Source organism: Kaistella pullorum (genome assembly GCF_014837035.1).
Lineage (GTDB): Bacteria > Bacteroidota > Bacteroidia > Flavobacteriales > Weeksellaceae > Kaistella > Kaistella rhinocerotis.
Map to the genome: position 1 here is coordinate 195494 of NZ_JACSPS010000001.1, position 18162 is coordinate 213655.

General features: G+C 45.6%; 13 protein-coding genes. 1 reads left to right on the top strand and 12 read right to left on the bottom strand.

The genetic code is table 11. The features are described from left to right. Window position 1: 1 nt before the first annotated feature. The 11 genes from H9628_RS00925 to H9628_RS00975 form a co-directional block, all read right to left on the bottom strand. Complete coding sequence (locus tag H9628_RS00925; RefSeq protein ID WP_251832241.1) at window positions 2-538, bottom strand: KdsC family phosphatase; 537 nt, start codon at window positions 536-538, stop codon at window positions 2-4. After that, entirely contained in the window at window positions 528-1580 is a 1053-nt protein-coding gene (locus H9628_RS00930) for an N-acetylneuraminate synthase family protein (RefSeq protein WP_251832242.1), read from the bottom strand. The genes H9628_RS00925 and H9628_RS00930 overlap by 11 nt, the downstream gene beginning before the upstream one ends. Beyond that, complete coding sequence (locus H9628_RS00935; protein WP_251832243.1) at window positions 1570-2316, bottom strand: cytidylyltransferase domain-containing protein; 747 nt, start codon at window positions 2314-2316, stop codon at window positions 1570-1572. Before H9628_RS00935 ends, H9628_RS00930 begins: the two co-directional genes overlap by 11 nt. 6 nt (window positions 2317-2322) lie before the next feature. Further along, entirely contained in the window at window positions 2323-3534 is a 1212-nt protein-coding gene (wecC, locus tag H9628_RS00940) for a UDP-N-acetyl-D-mannosamine dehydrogenase (protein ID WP_251832244.1), read from the bottom strand. 165 nt (window positions 3535-3699) lie between these two features. Beyond that, a complete protein-coding gene (wecB, locus tag H9628_RS00945) occupies window positions 3700-4824 on the bottom strand; it encodes a non-hydrolyzing UDP-N-acetylglucosamine 2-epimerase (protein ID WP_251832245.1) in 1125 nt (374 codons plus the stop codon). Further along, window positions 4824-6134: a nucleotide sugar dehydrogenase gene (locus H9628_RS00950; RefSeq protein ID WP_251832246.1), complete on the bottom strand. Its 1311-nt coding sequence runs from the start codon at window positions 6132-6134 to the stop codon at window positions 4824-4826. Before H9628_RS00950 ends, wecB begins: the two co-directional genes overlap by 1 nt. 113 nt (window positions 6135-6247) lie before the next feature. Beyond that, entirely contained in the window at window positions 6248-7219 is a 972-nt protein-coding gene (locus tag H9628_RS00955) for an SDR family oxidoreductase (protein WP_251832247.1), read from the bottom strand. Then, window positions 7216-9555: a GumC family protein gene (locus tag H9628_RS00960; protein WP_251832248.1), complete on the bottom strand. Its 2340-nt coding sequence runs from the start codon at window positions 9553-9555 to the stop codon at window positions 7216-7218. Before H9628_RS00960 ends, H9628_RS00955 begins: the two co-directional genes overlap by 4 nt. Before the next feature lie 3 nt (window positions 9556-9558). After that, window positions 9559-10359 carry a polysaccharide biosynthesis/export family protein gene (locus H9628_RS00965; protein WP_251832249.1) on the bottom strand — a complete coding sequence of 267 codons (801 nt, stop codon included), beginning with the start codon at window positions 10357-10359 and terminating at the stop codon, window positions 9559-9561. A 1161-nt stretch (window positions 10360-11520) separates the two neighbouring features. After that, the gene (locus H9628_RS00970) at window positions 11521-11775 is read right to left on the bottom strand and encodes a hypothetical protein (protein WP_251832250.1); all 255 of its coding nucleotides are present in this window, start codon (window positions 11773-11775) and stop codon (window positions 11521-11523) included. A 6-nt stretch (window positions 11776-11781) separates the two neighbouring features. Further along, window positions 11782-15861 (bottom strand): GEVED domain-containing protein, encoded by a 4080-nt coding sequence (locus tag H9628_RS00975; RefSeq protein ID WP_251832251.1) that lies wholly within the window; start codon window positions 15859-15861, stop codon window positions 11782-11784. 1272 nt (window positions 15862-17133) lie between these two features. Here H9628_RS00975 and H9628_RS00980 point away from each other — a divergent pair. Next, window positions 17134-17301 (top strand): hypothetical protein, encoded by a 168-nt coding sequence (locus H9628_RS00980; protein ID WP_251832252.1) that lies wholly within the window; start codon window positions 17134-17136, stop codon window positions 17299-17301. A 105-nt stretch (window positions 17302-17406) separates the two neighbouring features. Here the strand turns inward: H9628_RS00980 and H9628_RS00985 are convergent, their stop codons facing one another. Next, a complete protein-coding gene (locus H9628_RS00985; protein ID WP_251832253.1) occupies window positions 17407-17877 on the bottom strand; it encodes a regulatory protein RecX in 471 nt (156 codons plus the stop codon). Window positions 17878-18162: the final 285 nt, after the last annotated feature.

Here is an 18162-nt window from a genome sequence, read left to right on the forward strand (position 1 = left end):
CCTATTGAGAAAAGTGATAATTTTCATTATACTTTGATAGTACTAAATCTAAATTAGCAGTCATTTGCAAAATCCGTTCGACAAATTCTCTAAATGCACCATCACCACCCTTGGTGTCAAGAACCACATCAACAAGCGACTTAATATAAAACGGTGCATTTGCAGGTGCTGCGGAAAGTCCCACAAGTTTTAAAAGCGCCATATCGTTTAAATCATCCCCAATGTAAGCGACATCCTGAAGCGATATTTTCAAACTGTCGCAAAGATTTCTTGCTACCGAAACCTTGTCTTTGACTCCCATATAAAGATGCTCAATATTCAGTTTTTCTGCTCTTCTTCTAACAATTTCTGTATCTTCTCCTGTAATAATCGCTACTGGTATGTTTAATAATTTTAAAAACAAAACTCCCGCACTGTCCGCCGTGTTGAATTTCTTCCATTCATTTCCCATTTGGTCATAATACATTCCGCCGTCAGTCCACACACCATCGATATCTGTAATTACAAGTTTAGGAAGCAAAATTTCTTTATTCAACATGGTTCAAATAAATTATTTCATTTGCGGAAATGTTCACTTTAACTGTCTTCCCAATAATTTTGTCTCTCTCCGTCCATTTTAAACCGTCTCCTGGACTTAACATGTGCATATCTTCTTCTCTTATTACATCCCCTTTCACCAAGTCTTTATTTGTCGCAATTGAACGCTCTAACTTATCTTTAGCCAATTTCACAGAAGGCTCAACAAACATCTCTTCAACACCCAAAGATTTGTCAAGATTGCGGATATCCCGCATCATTCGGTAAATCCCGTCGATGGCTAAGGAGCCAATCTGGTCAGTACCCTTCATCTGCCGGTCAAGCGTTATGTGCTTTTCAATAATTTGGGCACCCATTCCGACAGCAGCAATTGGAGTGGCAATTCCTATGGTATGGTCCGAATAACCGATTGTATATTGGGGATACTGTTTCTGAAGAAAGGTTATGGTACGAAGATTTACATTTTCATATCTGGTCGGATACTCAGAAACACAATGTAAAATTGAAATATCATTGTGATATTTGGCAATAATATCAAGAGCATCATCCAATTCCGGTTTACCTGCCATTCCCGTGGATACAATAATTGGAATTTTGGTTTCAGCCAAAGCTTCTAATAATGGAATATTGGTCAAATCTCTCGACGCAACCTTCAATTTATCAGGTGTAAATAATTTGAGCAAGCTTAAACAACCAATCGCGCACAGTGTTTCGACAAAGTCTAATCCTTTCGCTTTTGCATATTTATACACCTCGAAATGTTGTTCGTCGCTTAGTTCTAAAAATTCACGATGTTCGCCATAAGTTCGTCCAAAAGAATTCGGATTATCATATGACCTTTCCATTTGTGATTTAGAAAGCTCCTGGCTCAAATCTCTTTTGGTTAATTTAACTGCATCCATTATAGGTAGCTCCGTACCGAATAATTTATCGTGAATGGGCCGTGATACTACATCTACTATTAATTTAGCTATATCAATAGAACCGTTATGGTTCTGACCTATTTCGCCAATGACATATGTTCTTTTAAATTTATTTTCCATTACTTTCAATTTGTTTTTTCATGCTGCCAAGCCATTGTTTGTTCTCAATGACAAAAGCCAGCAAATCTTCTATTTCAATATTTTTTTGTGGAATCTTGGAATAAATATCCTGCAGAAGATCAAAATCTTCTTGTGTATCCAAGGTCATCCTTATACCCTTGTAGCGCTCGACATCAGGAGATATCGGTATAAATTCGAGATTAAATATTGTGGGATTCGAATAAATATAATTCGTAACGTGCTCCAGGTAAATTTTATCTTTTGTACTGTCGGCTACTCTATTTAATGCTGATAAAGTTACCATTTCAGCCCAGAAACCAAAGTGTGTAAGTATCGATGGCTTTTCATCTGATGTGATGAAGGAAAGGTAGTCTGCATTAGACCTTGTACTTTCTTGTACTAAATGTGTTAGTGCGGGAATGTTTAAAAAAGGATTATCGGCACATACACGAATGATTTTTTTGATATTGTATTTATTTGCAACGTCAATGAAGCGCTGTAAAACATTCGTTTCTGACCCTCTATAAAAATTTACACCCTGCCTTTTACAAATTTCTTCAATTTGATTATCCAATATATTGCTAGTTGTTGCAACTATAATCTTGGTTTCTGGAAAAGATTCGTTTAGTTGGCCAAGCAATAATTCCAAAACACCTTCATTATAATAAAAAGGCTTTATCATTTTGTTCGGTAGTCGCGTTGACCCAACACGGGCCTGTATTATTATACCAAGCACTGCTAATTATTTTACTATTCCACAAAAATCTAACACCGTTTTAGCCTCCAAAGCTCCAATGTCTTTAAACTCGTCATGGGCCACTAAAAACGCAATAATGTCCGCTTTCTCCGCTGCTTCTTTATAGTCTGTGAGTTTAAAGATATTATGCTCCTTAATATTAGGTTCCACAATAAAATACTCTTCATCGTTCGCATCCTGCAATACGCGCTGCACAATGTATTTTGCCGGGGATTCACGAAGGTCATCGATATTGGGTTTAAACGCCAGACCCATCAAAGCAATCTTTGGCTCACGGTTATTTTTCAGTTTAAATTCTTTTCTTGCCTCCCGGATCTTGTCCGCACACCAAAATGATTTATAGTTATTGGTTTCGCGTGCCTGCGCTATCATCCGAGATTCCATCGGGAAGTCTGCCGTGAGGAAGTAGGGATCCACCGCGATACAGTGTCCGCCTACACCGCAACCGGGCTGCAGGATGTTGACGCGCGGGTGTTTGTTGGCTAACTTAATCAGCTCCCAGACATTGATGTCGGCCTTGTCACAGATTAGTGAAAGTTCATTTGCAAAGGCGATCTGTGAGTCGCGCGACGCATTTTCGGTGAGCTTGCACATTTCTGCTGTACGTGCATTCGTGGCATGAAGTTCTCCTTTGACAAAATGCGCATAAAAAGCGAGGGCCTTTTCGGTTGACTGGTCATTCACACCTCCAATCACGCGGTCGTTGTGTACGAGTTCATACATTACATTACCGGGCAGTACACGCTCGGGGCAATACGCAAGATAGATTTTATCCTTAAGTTCAGGTCTTTTGCTAAAGATGAGGTCCATCATCTTTTCAGTGGTCCCCACCGGCGAAGTGGACTCAATAATATACAGATCCCCTTCTTTCAACAGGGGAATGATTCCTTCGGTAGCTGCCTGAACATACGAAATGTCTGGTTCAAAATTTCCTTTGAAAGGCGTGGGCACTACCACCAGATAGGTGTCAGCTTCAACAGGCTTCGTATCCGCCTTCAGAAAGCCGGCCTTTACTGCCGAGGCTACGGCCTGATCTAAGTCGGGTTCTACGATGTGTATTTTTCCGGCATTAATGGTATCTACGACATGCTGTGAAATATCGACGCCATGCACCGGAATTTCGTTAGCGGCAATTAACGCCGAGGTCGGTAATCCTATATATCCTAGGCCAATGGTGACTACTTTGGGTTGTTTCATTGTCTTTTTTTATAGAGATCGGCTTATCCGCAGATCGGTATTGTGTTATTTTTATATTTATCCTGTGGCTTCGAGCGCCTCATCCACCCGTCCGGTCCCTGAGGTACTCGAAGGGACATCTAAGGATCCCTGCGTGTTGGGAGTACCTCAGCCTCAGCCTTAACCTTAATGGCCAACCCTCTTCATAAATGCGGCAATTCGCTCGCAGGCCTTACCGTCACCATAAGGATTATGCAGACCACTCATCATCGTATATCGCTCATTGTCCGTAAGTAAACTGTTGGCTTCAGATACGATCTTGTCTTTGTCGGTGCCAACCAGTACAACAGTGCCGGCTTCCACCGCTTCAGGCCGCTCTGTCGTATCACGCATAACCAGTACAGGCTTCCCGAGGCTCGGCGCTTCTTCCTGCACACCACCACTGTCCGTGATAATGAGATATGATTGATTCATAGCCCAGACGAAAGCCGGATAGGAAAGCGGCTCGATCAGATGAATATTCCCCGTATCGCCAAGTATTTCATACACTGGCTTTTGAACATTCGGATTCAGGTGTACCGGATAGATGATCTGCACTTCAGGATTCGACAGGGCGATTTCCTTGAGTGCTTCGCAGATGTTGATAAACCCCTGTCCATGATTTTCACGGCGGTGGCCGGTCACAAGGATAAGTTTCTTAGCGGGATCGATGAGAGTCTTTAGGAATGAAATCTCCTCATTGTCCAGGGTCTGAACTTTCTCCGAACTTTCAATCAGTGCATCGATGACCGTATTTCCTGTCTCAAGTATCTGTTCAGGGTTTACATTTTCACGCAGAAGATTTTCTCTGGAGACAGCCGTAGGTGCAAAATGAAAATCTGCGAGGCGACCGGTAATTTGTCGGTTCATTTCTTCCGGGAATGGCGACCACTTATCGTGGGTTCGTAGGCCCGCCTCCACATGGCAGACTTTTGCCCCCGCGTAAAAAGCAGCTAGTGCAGCCACCGATGAGGTGGAGGTGTCTCCATGCACATACACATAATCCGGCTGAAAATTTTCAAGTACTGGCTTAAGTCCGGTAATAATATCAGCGGTAAGGGTGTACAGATTCTGGTTGGGCCTCATCAGATCCAGGTCAAAATCGGGCGTGATCTCGAAGAAATCGAGGACCTGGTCCAGCATTTCCCTGTGTTGCGCGGTTACGCAAACTTTGGTGTTAAATTCCGGATGTTTCTTAAATTCCCTGACCAGCGGTGCCATTTTAATGGCCTCAGGTCGGGTGCCAAAGATTATAAAATGTTTTGTGGTCATTACAATTTATTGTCTGCGTGCGCTAAAATGCCTTTTACGTCGTATACCACAGAACTACCTTTAAGGTTAAGGCTAAGGTCCAGGTTAAGAAACTCTTTATGAGCAACCCCAAGAACAACCGCATCAAATTTTTCTGATTCACTAATTCTTGAACTGCAAATAATACCATATTCATGAAGGACCTCCACCGGGCTCGCCCACGGGTCATAAACTTTAACCGTAACTGAATAATCCTTTAAAGCCCTGATCACATCCACAATCTTTGTATTTCTTACGTCCGGGCAGTTTTCCTTAAAGGTAATACCAAGCATTAGAATTTCGGCACCGTTAACCTTAATTCCTTTCTTGATCATGGTCTTGATGATCTGCGAAGCCACATACTCGCCCATCGAATCATTCAGTCTTCTTCCGGCCAGAATAATTTCGGGATGATATCCGTATTCCTGCGCCTTCTGCGCGAGATAATAAGGATCAACACCTATACAGTGACCCCCAACCAGACCTGGTTTAAACGGCAGGAAGTTCCATTTCGTGCCTGCGGCCTCAAGAACGGCGTGGGTATCGATGTCCATGAGGTTGAAGATCTTCGCCAGTTCGTTCACAAACGCGATGTTGATATCGCGCTGCGAGTTTTCAATGACCTTCGCCGCTTCCGCGACTTTTATGGTGGGTGCCAAATGGGTTCCGGCCGTAATGACGGCTGCGTACAGGTCATTGACAATTTTGCCCGTTTCAGAAGTTGAGCCGGAAGTAACTTTCAGGATCTTCTCTACCGTATGTTCCTTGTCACCCGGATTAATCCGCTCCGGCGAGTAGCCCGCAAAGAAATCTACATTGTATTTCAGACCGGAAGTTTGCTCCACCACCGGAATACAGTCTTCTTCCGTCGCACCCGGATACACGGTGGATTCGTAAATGACGATATCGCCTTTCTTCAGTACCTTACCCACCGTTTCACTGGCCTTGATCAAAGGCGTCAATACAGGACGGTTATTCTTGTCCACCGGCGTAGGTACGGTGATGATGTAGATATTGGCATCGGTGATGTCCTCCAATTGGTCAGAACAATACAAACCTACGGTTTGAGATGGGTTCGCGTCGCCCGCAGCGACACATAAAGGGTTTTGCTGAACCAGTGCAGACTGCAGCAGTGCGTCCGATACCTCGAGCGTATCATCGTGGCCCGCATTGAGTTCCGCAACTCTTTTGGTATTGATATCGAAACCCACAACCGGAAATTGGGTGGCGAAAAGTCTTGCGAGTGGAAGGCCTACATAGCCGAGACCGATGATTGCTATTTTATGATTCATGTGTTGAGGTTGAGGTTGAGGTTGAGGTTGAGGATGAGACTTTTGCTTCGCAAAAGAGATTCCTTTCTTCGCTCGGAATGACATTGTGTTTCTAAATATAAACATATACTTTATTAGCGCTCCAGGTGTTTCCAGTACCAGTCCACCGCTTCTTTCAGCCCGGCTGCAAACTGATGACTGGGTTTGTATCCCAAAAGTGTTTTGGCCTTATCGATGCTCGCCTTGGAATGGGGTACATCTCCTGCCCGTACAGGGCCATGCAGTATCTCAACTTCATTTATTTCGGCATCATACGCAGAAAGATATTCTTTCAGCAGCTGTGCCATATCTTTGATCGTCGTACGGTCGCCCACCGCGGTATTATAGACCGTATTGACGGCCTCCGGATTATCGGTCAGCATGGCGAGTTCATTCATCTGGATCACATTGTCGATATACGTAAAATCCCGTGAATAGTCGCCCTCCCCATTGATGGTAGGCGATTCGAGGTTCATCAGCTGGATAACAAATTTCGGAATTACCGCCGCATACGCGCCTTTAGGGTCCTGGCGCCGGCCAAATACATTGAAATACCGCAGACCGATGCACTCCATACCGTAAGTTTTCGCAAAGACATCGGCGTACAGTTCATTTACATATTTAGTTATCGCGTACGGCGACAGTGGCTTTCCGATCACCTCTTCCACTTTGGGAAGGCTCTTTGAATCGCCGTAGGTACTTGAACTGGCCGCATAGACAAAGCGCTCTACCTTGGCATCACGCGCTGCCACCAGCATATTGAGAAATCCGCCTACGTTCACATCGTTACTGGTGATGGGGTCATTAATCGACCTTGGAACTGACCCTAATGCAGCTTGATGAAGTACTGCATCCTGCCCTTCGCAGGCCGTGCGGCACATCTCAGTATCCCGGATATCCCCTTCAAGCAGACGGAAATTGGGATGATCCAGTAAATGCTCGATATTGTGCCGGTGCCCGGTCGCAAAATTATCAAGACAGGTCACTTTATAGTCTTTGCTGATAAAATGGTCACATAAATTTGAGCCGATAAAGCCGGCTCCACCTGTAATTAAAACGTTTTTCATCGTCCAAAAATTTCATACCACTTCTTCTTCCTCTCCTCCGTATAATACCCGTAGCCATACTTATTGCCGTAACTCAGATGCATATTGCGGACGTCGTTGAGCACGATGGCAAATTTACCCTTGGCATTTTCATGCATCAGTTGTCGCGCAAATTCGAACATTTCCTTGTCGGTATGTTCGGCGCGCATCACGTAAAGTAGGAGATCCATATAACCGAGCAGATTGAAGGTATCGCTCACCATCAGCATCGGCGCCGAGTCGATCACAATATAATCGTAATACGGTTTCTGTTCATCGAGCATGGTTTTGAACTTCTTACTCGCCAGCAGTTCAGTAGGGTTCGGTGCAATGCTGCCACTCGGGATCACGTCAAGGTTACTGTGCAGTTCGGAGGTCTCTATGATCGTTGAAGTCTGCATGTCAGGTGAGGCCAGATAATCGGACAGACCGCGAGGTGACACTTTCATAAAGCGCTTGAACTGCGGATTCCGGATATCCGCACCGATAAGGAGTACTTTACGGTTCTGGGCAAGGGTAAGTGCCGTATTAAAGCTGACCGTGGTCTTACCTTCACCTTTTACCGAAGAGGAGATCAGAATGACTGAGGCTTTTCCTTCCGGCGCTTCCTTGAGTACGAAATTCATATTCGTCAGCATAATCCTGAAAGATTCGGCAAAAGAGGAGAAGTCATTTCTCTTCACCAGCGCTGTTTCGTCACCTGCATTCGGTATCTCACCCACCACCGCTACTTCCGGCAGGGCCTCGCGGATCTGTCGGCGGCTGTGTACGTACGTATCAAGCGCAAAACGCGTGTATAAAAATGCCCCCGGCAACAGGAGTCCTAAGAGTGCTGCCGCGAGGTACACAATATTTTTCTTGGGTGCTACAGGCGCGGCCATCGTATAGGCAGGGTTCACGATCTTGGCTTTTGGTGTATTCACTGAAAGCGCAATTGAAGTCTCTTCTCTCTTCTGAAGTAAATAGAGGAATAGCGATTCTTTCAGGTTCTGCTGTCTTTCGATGCTGCGGAAAACCCTTTCCTGCTGCGGAAACTTGCTCAGGCTCGACCCCGATTTATTGATTTCGTTCTGTATCTGGCCCATCGCGATCTGCAATGTTGAACGCGATTTGCGCAGATTGTCGCGGATGAGTTCGCGCATTGAAGCGATATCGCGGTTGAACTGCTGCACCGCCGGGTTCGAAGGTGTGGCCTGCTTCAGCGTACGGTTGCGCGTGAGGACAAGCTGGTTGTATTCCTGAATCACGGTTTCGAGACCTGCCGGCATGCCGACATTGGTTGGCAAGAGCTGGTCGTTCGCTGAGGTATTCGCAATACGCAGCACCGAATCGACCATCTCGAGCTGGGTGCCGATGTCCATCATTTTCTTGGTATTCTCACTCGCATTCTCAAGATTAAGCTGCGCCTGCGTCTGCAGGTCCGAGATTTTGTTGGCTTCCTTGAAATTTTCTTTCTGAGACTCAATGCCACCCAGTTCTTTCGTTATCAGGTCCAGTCTTTCGTCGATAAAATCAGCCGTGCTTTTGGCCTCGGCATTCTTGTCGTTAATAGCGTCCGCATTATACTGGCGGATGAGTTCATTCAGGATGTCCTCCGAACGCACCGGATCGGTCCCGACGCGGCTGAGCTCCATGATGCTCGATTTTTTCTGCGGGATCACCACACTGATCGACGCTTCCAGCTGGTCCGCCACAATCCTTGGATTGACGATCCTTAAGGTCAGCGTCTTGTCGAAGATGACTCCATTTTTCCGTTGCAGGACAAAACTGCCGTAGTCGGTAACCACAGGCACCCCAAATGTACCCGAAATTTCTTTCGAATCATTTTTGAGCTTAAAATTGTTGGCCCCGATCGGTGAAATGGTATACGTGACCGAATTGAACGAACGCGGCTTTTTTAAGCTGAGCAGACTTCCGGTAAACGGACTGTTTTCATAGAGTTCAACCTGTTTGACGTTCCCTTCATTGATCACTTTGACCTCGAGGTTAAGACTCTTCACGACGTTGTAAAGCAATGGCTTCGACCGTACGACGGAAATCTCATTGTCCACTTCATTAGACATCAGTCCGGACGGCAGCGCCATGTTCTGAAAATCCTGCAGGCCCATGATCTCTCCGCTTTTGGCCGCGGCACTCTTCACATAGAGTGAAGCTTTGCTCATATACTGTGGCGTGGCGTAACGCAGATATAAATAGGCGCATGTAAGTCCGAGGAGCAGTCCGCCCACAAAAAGGGGCCAGTACCGCAGATACCGCTGCACCTGTCTTTTGATTTGGGCACCGTCTCGCTGCTCTGTTGCAATCTCTGTAAATTCCATGAATTATTTAAGTAGGGTAATCAATATTCCGGCAAGTCCCAATACCACACCGCCGATCTGGAAAGCCAGGTTACGGTTCGGATCTACATTGGCCGATTTTCTTTTAATAATATCCGGTTCTACATACAGCACATCATTTTGCTGCATGTAGTAATAAGGTGAGCCGGTGATATTCCGGTCTGTGAAATCGATAATGTGGGTTTGGTCGATACCGTTCTCGTTGCGCACAAGTTTTACGCGGGTCCTGTCGCCATAGTCGGTCATATCCCCTGCCATACCCAGCGCCTGCAGCAGGGTGATTTTATCAGAAGTACTGGTGTACCGGCCCGGTGCCTTCACCTCACCCAGGACGGTGATGTTAAAATTGAGCTGACGGATTGAAACCAGCGGATCCGACAGGTATTCAAGCAGTTTGCTTTCAAGGTCAGCGCGCAGCTGACCCATCGTCATGCCTTTGACGAAAATCTTCCCGAGCACCGGAAAAATGATATAGCCTTCATTATCGACAAGATAGCCTTGAGGCGATGTCTGCGCCGCCTGCCCTGCCTGAACTTCGCCCGGGTTGGTGAGCTGGTTCATTGAGTGAAGATTGAATGGCCGCACCGCAAATTCATCATAGGCGGTCACTTTGATATCGAGAAAGTCGCCGGGCTGCAGGTGAGTACCTTCGTAAATTGCCTGTTTTACCTCTGCTTCCGCCGCCGACCGGTCGGATTCCATATACACCATGTTCTCTTTGGGTTTGCAGGCTGCAGTGGCCAGGAGCAGAAAGAGGACGTATATAATAAGAAAGAGTCTGTTCATCGGGAGTAAAAATAAATTTTTGCAAAGGTAATCATTTTAGACCGTTTCTCATTTGTTTTGCGCGGATTGGACGGATTTTGAAGGGATGTTTAAACTGCTCAGGGTAACGGCATGCGCGGCCCTGACCGCATTCATACGCAGCATAAAAAACCGAACGAATGCCATGTTTAATAATTTAACACACTGAAAATCCATTGATCGGCAAATCCAGGCCGCACTCAAACTCTCCACCACTCGCGCCAAATGATCTCCCCCCCCTGACAACCCCACGCTGTCATTGGCCTCGCCGAACCTTCGGTTTCAGAACGGAACGCTGTCATTCAGAACGGAGCAGCGCATTGTCATTCAGAATGGAGCGCAGCGGAGTGAAGAAACCAGCGAAGCGGTTCCACGGAGTCAATCTCTTTTTAGTCTTAGATTCAGGACGGGATTTTGTCATTCAGAACACAGCGTAGCGAAGTGAAGAAACCAACGAAGTGGTTCGACGAAGTCAATCTCACCGTTCGACTAGATTTATCTTTACAATCCTATTTTACTCTCAGAAAGAGATCCCTCCTTCGTCCGGATGACAAGCGAACTTTTGTTAAATGTTAGATGCTTCCTGGTGGAACGGAGTTTTGTCATTCAGAACGAAGCGAAAGCGAAGTGAAGAATCTCAACGTTCAAGTAGGTTAATCTTTACGACTCTTTATTACTCTCAGAAAGAGTTACCTCCTTCGTCGGGATGACAACCCGCGCTGTCATTGGCCTCGCCGAACCTGCGGTTTCAGAACACAGACTGAAGGTCTGCGAACGAAGTTCAGCAGCATAATCGAATTAAAAACGTAAGTTTTTAATGAAGATTACGAACGAAGTTCTGAAGAAACCAGCGAAGCGGTTCGACGGAGTCAATCTCTTTTTAGTCGAGATGACAACCGCTGTCCAACCGCCGAGCTCTGTCACCGCGAATCAACCATTCAGGACGGGATTTTGTCATTCAGAACGCAGCGGAGCGAAGTGAAGAATCTCAGCGAAGTGAAGAATCTCAGCGAAGCGGTTCGACGAAGTCAAACCCAGCGAAGTGAAAAAACAAACGACGCCGCTCGACGGTCGCGAAATCAACTGTACTGAAAATAAAAAAAACTCCGCTGACGCGGAGTTTCAAGAGTACAGTTTTACAACTTATTCTGCCTTGACCTGAGGCCGGCGTGCATACCACACCGCCATGCCAAGCGCAGCGACTACCAGTAAAGGTAAGTAATCATCGATAGGCGCGGCCGCCGGATCATCTCCACCCAGATTTCCGTCACCGGGACTGTTGGCTACCTCGACACCTTTCTTATATTCTCCTTCGGTGTCGTAGAATCTGGCATCAGACTGCGCATAGGCATTGGCCGACACCATTAAAAAACATAGTATAATCAGTAAGTTCTTCATCACCTTTTATTTAAGCATTAGTTTAGTTGTTTTAACGGTTCCGTTCGCAAGCTGCGCTTTTACAAGCACCACACCTTTGTACGCCACATTCAGCACGATTTCTTTCTGTGCTGCCGGTGCTTTTGCGATCATTCGGCCGCTCATATCATAGACATGGAGTGACGTGATGTTCTCTGATGACTTTGCATGAACATCTGAACCTGCACTGTAAATCCTGATGTCAGACTTGACAGCGCTGTCAGTTGCTAATGCACCACCCGGCTTGAACTGCAGTACGAAACGGTTGGCCAGGGTTCCGGCATCTGCACTGAATGCATACGGCTGCTCCGAAATCAAAGTCGTGGTTCCGGTAAGCTGGTCTTTCAGCCAGATCTGCTGGCCGTTGGCAAATACTCCTTCGGACTTCAAAATGCCGATGGTGTAGTTTCCGGCTGCGCTGAGATCAGCCTTTAAGGCAAATGTATCATCTGAAGAGAAAGTCCCGTGTGCATCGATAACGAGTTTGGTACCGTTCACTTCTGAATAGAGCGCATCTGCATTGGTGCCGAACAAAGCCCCATCGAATCCCGCATCATAATCTGCTGTAGCTGCAGCATTGAAGCCGATCAGCATCTGAGGTTTTGAGCCGGAAGGCACGGTAAGCTCCAGCCAGAATTTATCGGCGGTGGCTGCCTTGCTGAACACGCCATCCTCTGTTGTGCGTCGCATGCTGTTCTCGAAAACAAAAGGCGCTGTTGCCGTTCCGCGCTCGATAAAGAAGCCCTGACCCACCGGAATATAACCGTTGATTGCACCTGCCGGGACAGAACCGGTGTTCGGCGCGTACGTATTATAATTTCCTCCACCGTATGTATTATCAATCATTTCGGCTTCACTGTTCCAGATATAGATGGTTTTCTGAGTGTCCGGGTTGGCGGTTAGGAAATCATTGATTGAAATAGCAGAAGGGTACGGATTGCCCAGCAGCACATAGTCGCCCGTAATAATATCGATGTGATCTACGCTGATCGCACCCGTATTTGGCGTTGTACCTTCAAACTGTCCGTGGAAAACCTGAGGTGTCGTCGTGAAATCGTTCGGCGTACGGATCTGATAACCTGCGCCGGACTGGAATGTGGACGTCGGCGCAACGACTGCAAACACATTGTTGTTGTATGTAAAGAAACGGCCATCGACAGTTCCGGTAGCCGACTGGTTGGTTCCGTCTGCTTTTTTACCAAAGGAGAATTCCTTCAGCGTCTGCGCTGAACCGTCCATCGGGCTGCTCCAGTTCACATATGCCAGGCGTTTCACCGGTTTGGTGTCTTTTCTCACTTTGAATGAAGACCCTGCACCCGCCGTGAACGTACCGGTCTGCACAAAGTTGGCTCCGTCCGCCACCAGGATGTTTCCGTTGTTGGTGACGTTACCCACAGACACGTAGTTGTTTACGGTAAGGGTTTTTCCTGCGTTTATGGTTAACGATTGCGCTGTGATTGCAGCACCTTCATAATCGCCGTCGATAATCGCCGGTGTTGTAGCATCCGGACCGGTGGTGTTGGACCATTCCGTGCCGTTCCAGGTAGGAGTCCCCTGTGTGGTGACTTCGATGGTATTGCTCGATGCAGATGTTACTGAACCCGAAACTGCCCGTACAACGTAGTAGTATGTTGACTCGGGGTTTAGACCTGTTACTTCGTAAGAAGTTACATTTCCTACGTTCGTTGCATTTAAAATATAGTTATTTGTCAGAATTGATTCCGAATTTCTTAAGTCAAAATCATCAAAATAGATCTTAACGCCATTATATAGCCTTAAATTAAGAGTAAGATTCGACCCGCTAGCAGTAAAAGTATGTTCAACATCAATCCAGGATCCCTTAGTGTTATAATATGCCGAGCTAGAAGGCAATTGAACCGTTGCTCCTGTAGTTGTCCACACTCTAAAGCCAGTTCCAGTAGAAGATGGGTCAATATAATAACTAAATTTCAGTTTGTATTCTTTACCATTTTCTACAGCAATATCTTGATTAAAATTTCTTGTGGCTGTAACAGTTGAATACAGTGATGCTGTACCGGTCTTTACTGGAGAGTTGGAAATTACTTGATTCATGCCTGGTTCAAATGTCCAAGGATCTAGAGTTGAATTTTCAAAACCGGGATTTACTACTAAATTAGGGGATATATTTTCTACTTTCTCATAAACATCCAATTCATAGCTTTCCGCTCCATTCACTGCGTTCCAGTTGGCCGTAAATCCAACTGGCGTCACATTTGTGGCAGCCGTAGCCGCAGGCGCGTTCAGCACGGTGGTGAAGGTTTGTTCAGCTCCGTAAACGTATTGGCCACTAGCGTCTTTCACATAAGATTTATAGTAGTACTGTGTGGCAGGCATCAGGGTGGTGAGCGCCAGATTGTAGGCTCCGGTGGCTACCGTACCGACTGCAGCAAAGGTGCCGCTGTTGAGTTCGGGTGTTGATGCGGTTCCGTACACGAAGCCTCTTTCAGTTAAAGCCGACGCCAAACAGCTTCCCAAAGACGTCACATTGCCGTTCAGTGTGGCACCGGTATCAGCCAGGGCCGATGCGGCCTGGGTGGTCACCACAGGATTTACAGTTGCATTTCCCGTCCCCGTAAGGGCGAGCGTAGGGCTGTTGCTGCCGGTACTGGATACGGTGATGGTCGCATTTTGCGCGCCCGCAGCATTCGGGGTAAAGGTTACATCAAACATAGCCGTGTCGCCTGCCGCAATGTCGGTTGCCGTGAGGTTAGACATCACAAACTGCGTATTGTCGGAGGTGACCACCACATTGGAGGCTGCTCCCCCACCGTTGTTGGTGATGGTATAAGTTACGGTATTTGCTACGGTTCCCGGACAGGAACTGCCTAGATTCAGTGGCGTTCCCGACAGAACGAGGTTAGGTGTATTTGCTGTCACAGAACCCGACACGGTTACATTCACTGTGGTAGCACCGGTGCTTGCAAGGGAAATATTGCCGGAATAAGAAGTACTTGCGGGCAATCCTTCAACCAGTCTTGTGTAGATTTTTCCGCCTGCAGCAGGCAGAGCTGCCGTTGTACCGAAGCCTGTACCTGAAGTAGATGAAACTTCCCAGTTCGTGGGTGCAACCGCTGTAATAGTTGTGGTCAAGTTCACGCCGGTTACCGTGAAATTCTGTTCTGCAGAAGGACCGGATCCTTCCACGTACGTGAATGCAGTTAATGAACCTGCATCGGCAGTAACCGTGGGTCCTTGTGCCACAATGTTTACAATATAATCTTCGGTCTCACCGTACGTTTTTGTACTACATGCGTCCCCAGTGGTCAGTGCTGAATCATCTCCACCACGAATTCTCATTCGGGTATTTCCTAATATTGCACCTGATGGTACAGGAATATTAAATATATAGTTTCCGTTCGCACCGGCATTCGTTGAAACTGCCCCCTCTGAAGTTTCAAAAATATTATTCTGATTAAAATCTATCCAAACCGCCCCATACTGATTGGTATCACTTCCAAATGTAACAGAAACACTTGCTGTCTGAGATTGCGTAATATCGGGAATAGTTACGGTATTGTAAAAAGTATAAAAAGGTGCTGAGGTAGCTCCGGATGCAGAATTATTTAATGTTCCTAGTGTTACATTAGTGATTTTATCGTTCGTTCCGCCAGTTGAGTAAGTAGGCGTACAATATGTAACAGTAATAATAATTGGTTCGGATTCAACTGTAGTTGCACCACATGTAACCAGTGCTCTGTAGTGTGTTAGAGCAGTAATATTTGTAGCGCTGTACGTTGCATTCGTCGCGCCGCTGATATTGGTCCAGGTCGCTCCGTTCGGTGAACTTTGCCACTGGTAAGAAAGCCCTGAACCGGTGGAAGCGCCTGTTAATGAAAGATTGGTAGAACCACCTGAAGCAACCTGAGTGGTGGTGGCATTGGTTGTACCAGCGGTTAGGGTCGCAGGATCACAAGCAGAAGCGCCGGTTGAAGTAACCAAAATATTATCAAGAGCAATCTTAGGTCTATTTCCAGTGGTTCCTCCAGAACCATTATGGTAATAAAACCTTATTCGTGCCGTTGGATTATTGTTAAAGCTAGCTGGCAATTGCACAGTAGCAATTGACCCACTTGTAAGATTGTTATTAACAAAATTTAACACCTGTCCAGCTACTAACTCAGTATAGGTATTGCCATCGGTACTTGTATAAACTCGTAAAGAACCTGTGCGATTACCCGTTCCATTATTCACTGTTTGCCAATCAAAAGATAATGTACCTGCGTTTCTACCTGTAAAATTTAGGTGTAGTTCTACAGCTGTAGAAGTTGAGTTATCACTACTACCTGTAGATAACAAAACAATTGTTCCAGTAGGACCAAATGTACTATTACCTCTTTGCACGCCTCCGCTTGTACCTGTTGATTGAAAAGTTGTACTAGCCGTCGTGATTCTAGTGCCACTAGGTATTGTACCTGTTGTATTGACTGCCAAACCTATCCATTCTGCGGAACTTGTATTAGAAACACCCATACCATTTGGCCATTGTGTTGTATTAGTTATGTCATTAAAATCTTCTGAGTAATTTCCTGAAGACATAGGATAGTAGGTTTGCCCCCACCCCCACAAGGAGCAGAGCACCATAAACAGCGCTAAGGCCTGTTTAAAAATAAAAAGTCTTTTTTTGTTCATAATCTTTGTTTGGTTTTTAATATTTCAAGGTTTTATACAGTACAAGTATACAGTCCGGAATTGCAGAAACGCAGCCGGAAAGGGATATTTAAATTGTAAAATTGATCAGCACGACAAATGCTTAAGAGGATGAGCCACAGACGGGCAGACAGTCAATCAGGGAAATAGAGAATAGATTTTTCACCATTTAATAAATATTTGTTCCAAAAGTACTGTTTGTTTGTGAGGTTCGCAACAGATTGCGCATTAACTTAGTGTTACCAAAAAAATGAAATGTTTAAAATCCGCATGCAGCGCGCCTTTTCAAGTCTATGATTTTCATCATCCGACAGTGAAAACAGTATTGCCAAATTTAAACGGGAGTCTGCACGCCTACACAGCATGACAGTATCCTAAATCTGCACTCACAAATAGAAGGCAGATTACTGCATCAGGACAGCATCTGATAAATTAAAGTCAAAGGAACGGATTAAAACCTGACAGACAGGCAGGCGATATTGGAAGCACACTGCTATGGTGTACAATGCCCACGGGTTTAATGTTTTGGATATAGCCCGGATCCGGTATTGACAGTAATCCTTCTACTTTACGATAGGTCACACTGTGTATTGCTTCAGCCCCGACACCAGCCATCCCTTACCTAAATCCAATATAAGTGCAATATAAGTGCAATATCTCTCCAATAACTTAATGGAGATTCAATGCAGAAATGATGCTGTAATGTTGGATTTGCGTGGAACGGAAACGCATCCAAAGAGAGGATTTGGAGGATCTTCAGCCACTTCCTTCACAATTAATCCGGAAGCGCTGAACTGGGCTAACAAAGATACTGAAAACCACCGATTCGGACATTTTTAAATAGGGAAATTTAACGCCTTTAGGCTGGACTGCTTTCGCGCATATTTTCCTCACCTAAACCCCTCATGCCTAAACCATAAACTCAACAGGCACATCCGACGCCACTTATTCGTCCTCTCCAGCCGACACTTTATTAATTTCTTCATACTCAAATCCCCGACCCAACAGGTATTTCACCGTCTTTGATTTCTTCTGATATTCTTTCCCCGACTGGCGCGCGAAATATTGAGCATAAATTTTGGCTATCGTCTTCGCGTAATCGTCGTCATCAATTTCATCGAAGCATTTGCTGATCAGCTTTTCAGGCACGCCTTTAAATTTCAGGTGCTGCCGGATCTTGTTCCGGCCCCAACTTTTAATATAAAACTTTCCTCTAATATAGCTTCGCGTGAATCTTTCCTCATTGAGGTAGTTCTCCCTCATCAGGTACAGCAAAATCTCGTCTTTCGCCTCCGGAATCAGCAGGAAATCACGCATTTTCTGCTCCACTTCCTGGTGACAGCGGTCCTGATAACTGCAGTACGCGGCCATCTTCTGTTTGATTTCGGGGAAAGTATAGGATTTTTTCTGATCCATCTTTGTATTACTTATTCACTAAATAGTTCTTTTGTCTTGAAACAACTGCGAAGCATATCACGAATACCAAAAAAACAATAAAATAATGATGAGTAAAAGAACCAAAAGTTCAAGACTGGATCTTTTTGCTAAAATTATAAATAATTTGCTAAAATTCCCAAAACTCGGGCGGATTGCAAATGTTTGCTACGGTTGAAGATTACTGCCGCCACTCAAATATTATTCGCCGATTCCTTTAAAAAAAATAAATAAAGGAGGCAAACAATGGGAATTTTTTAACGCAAT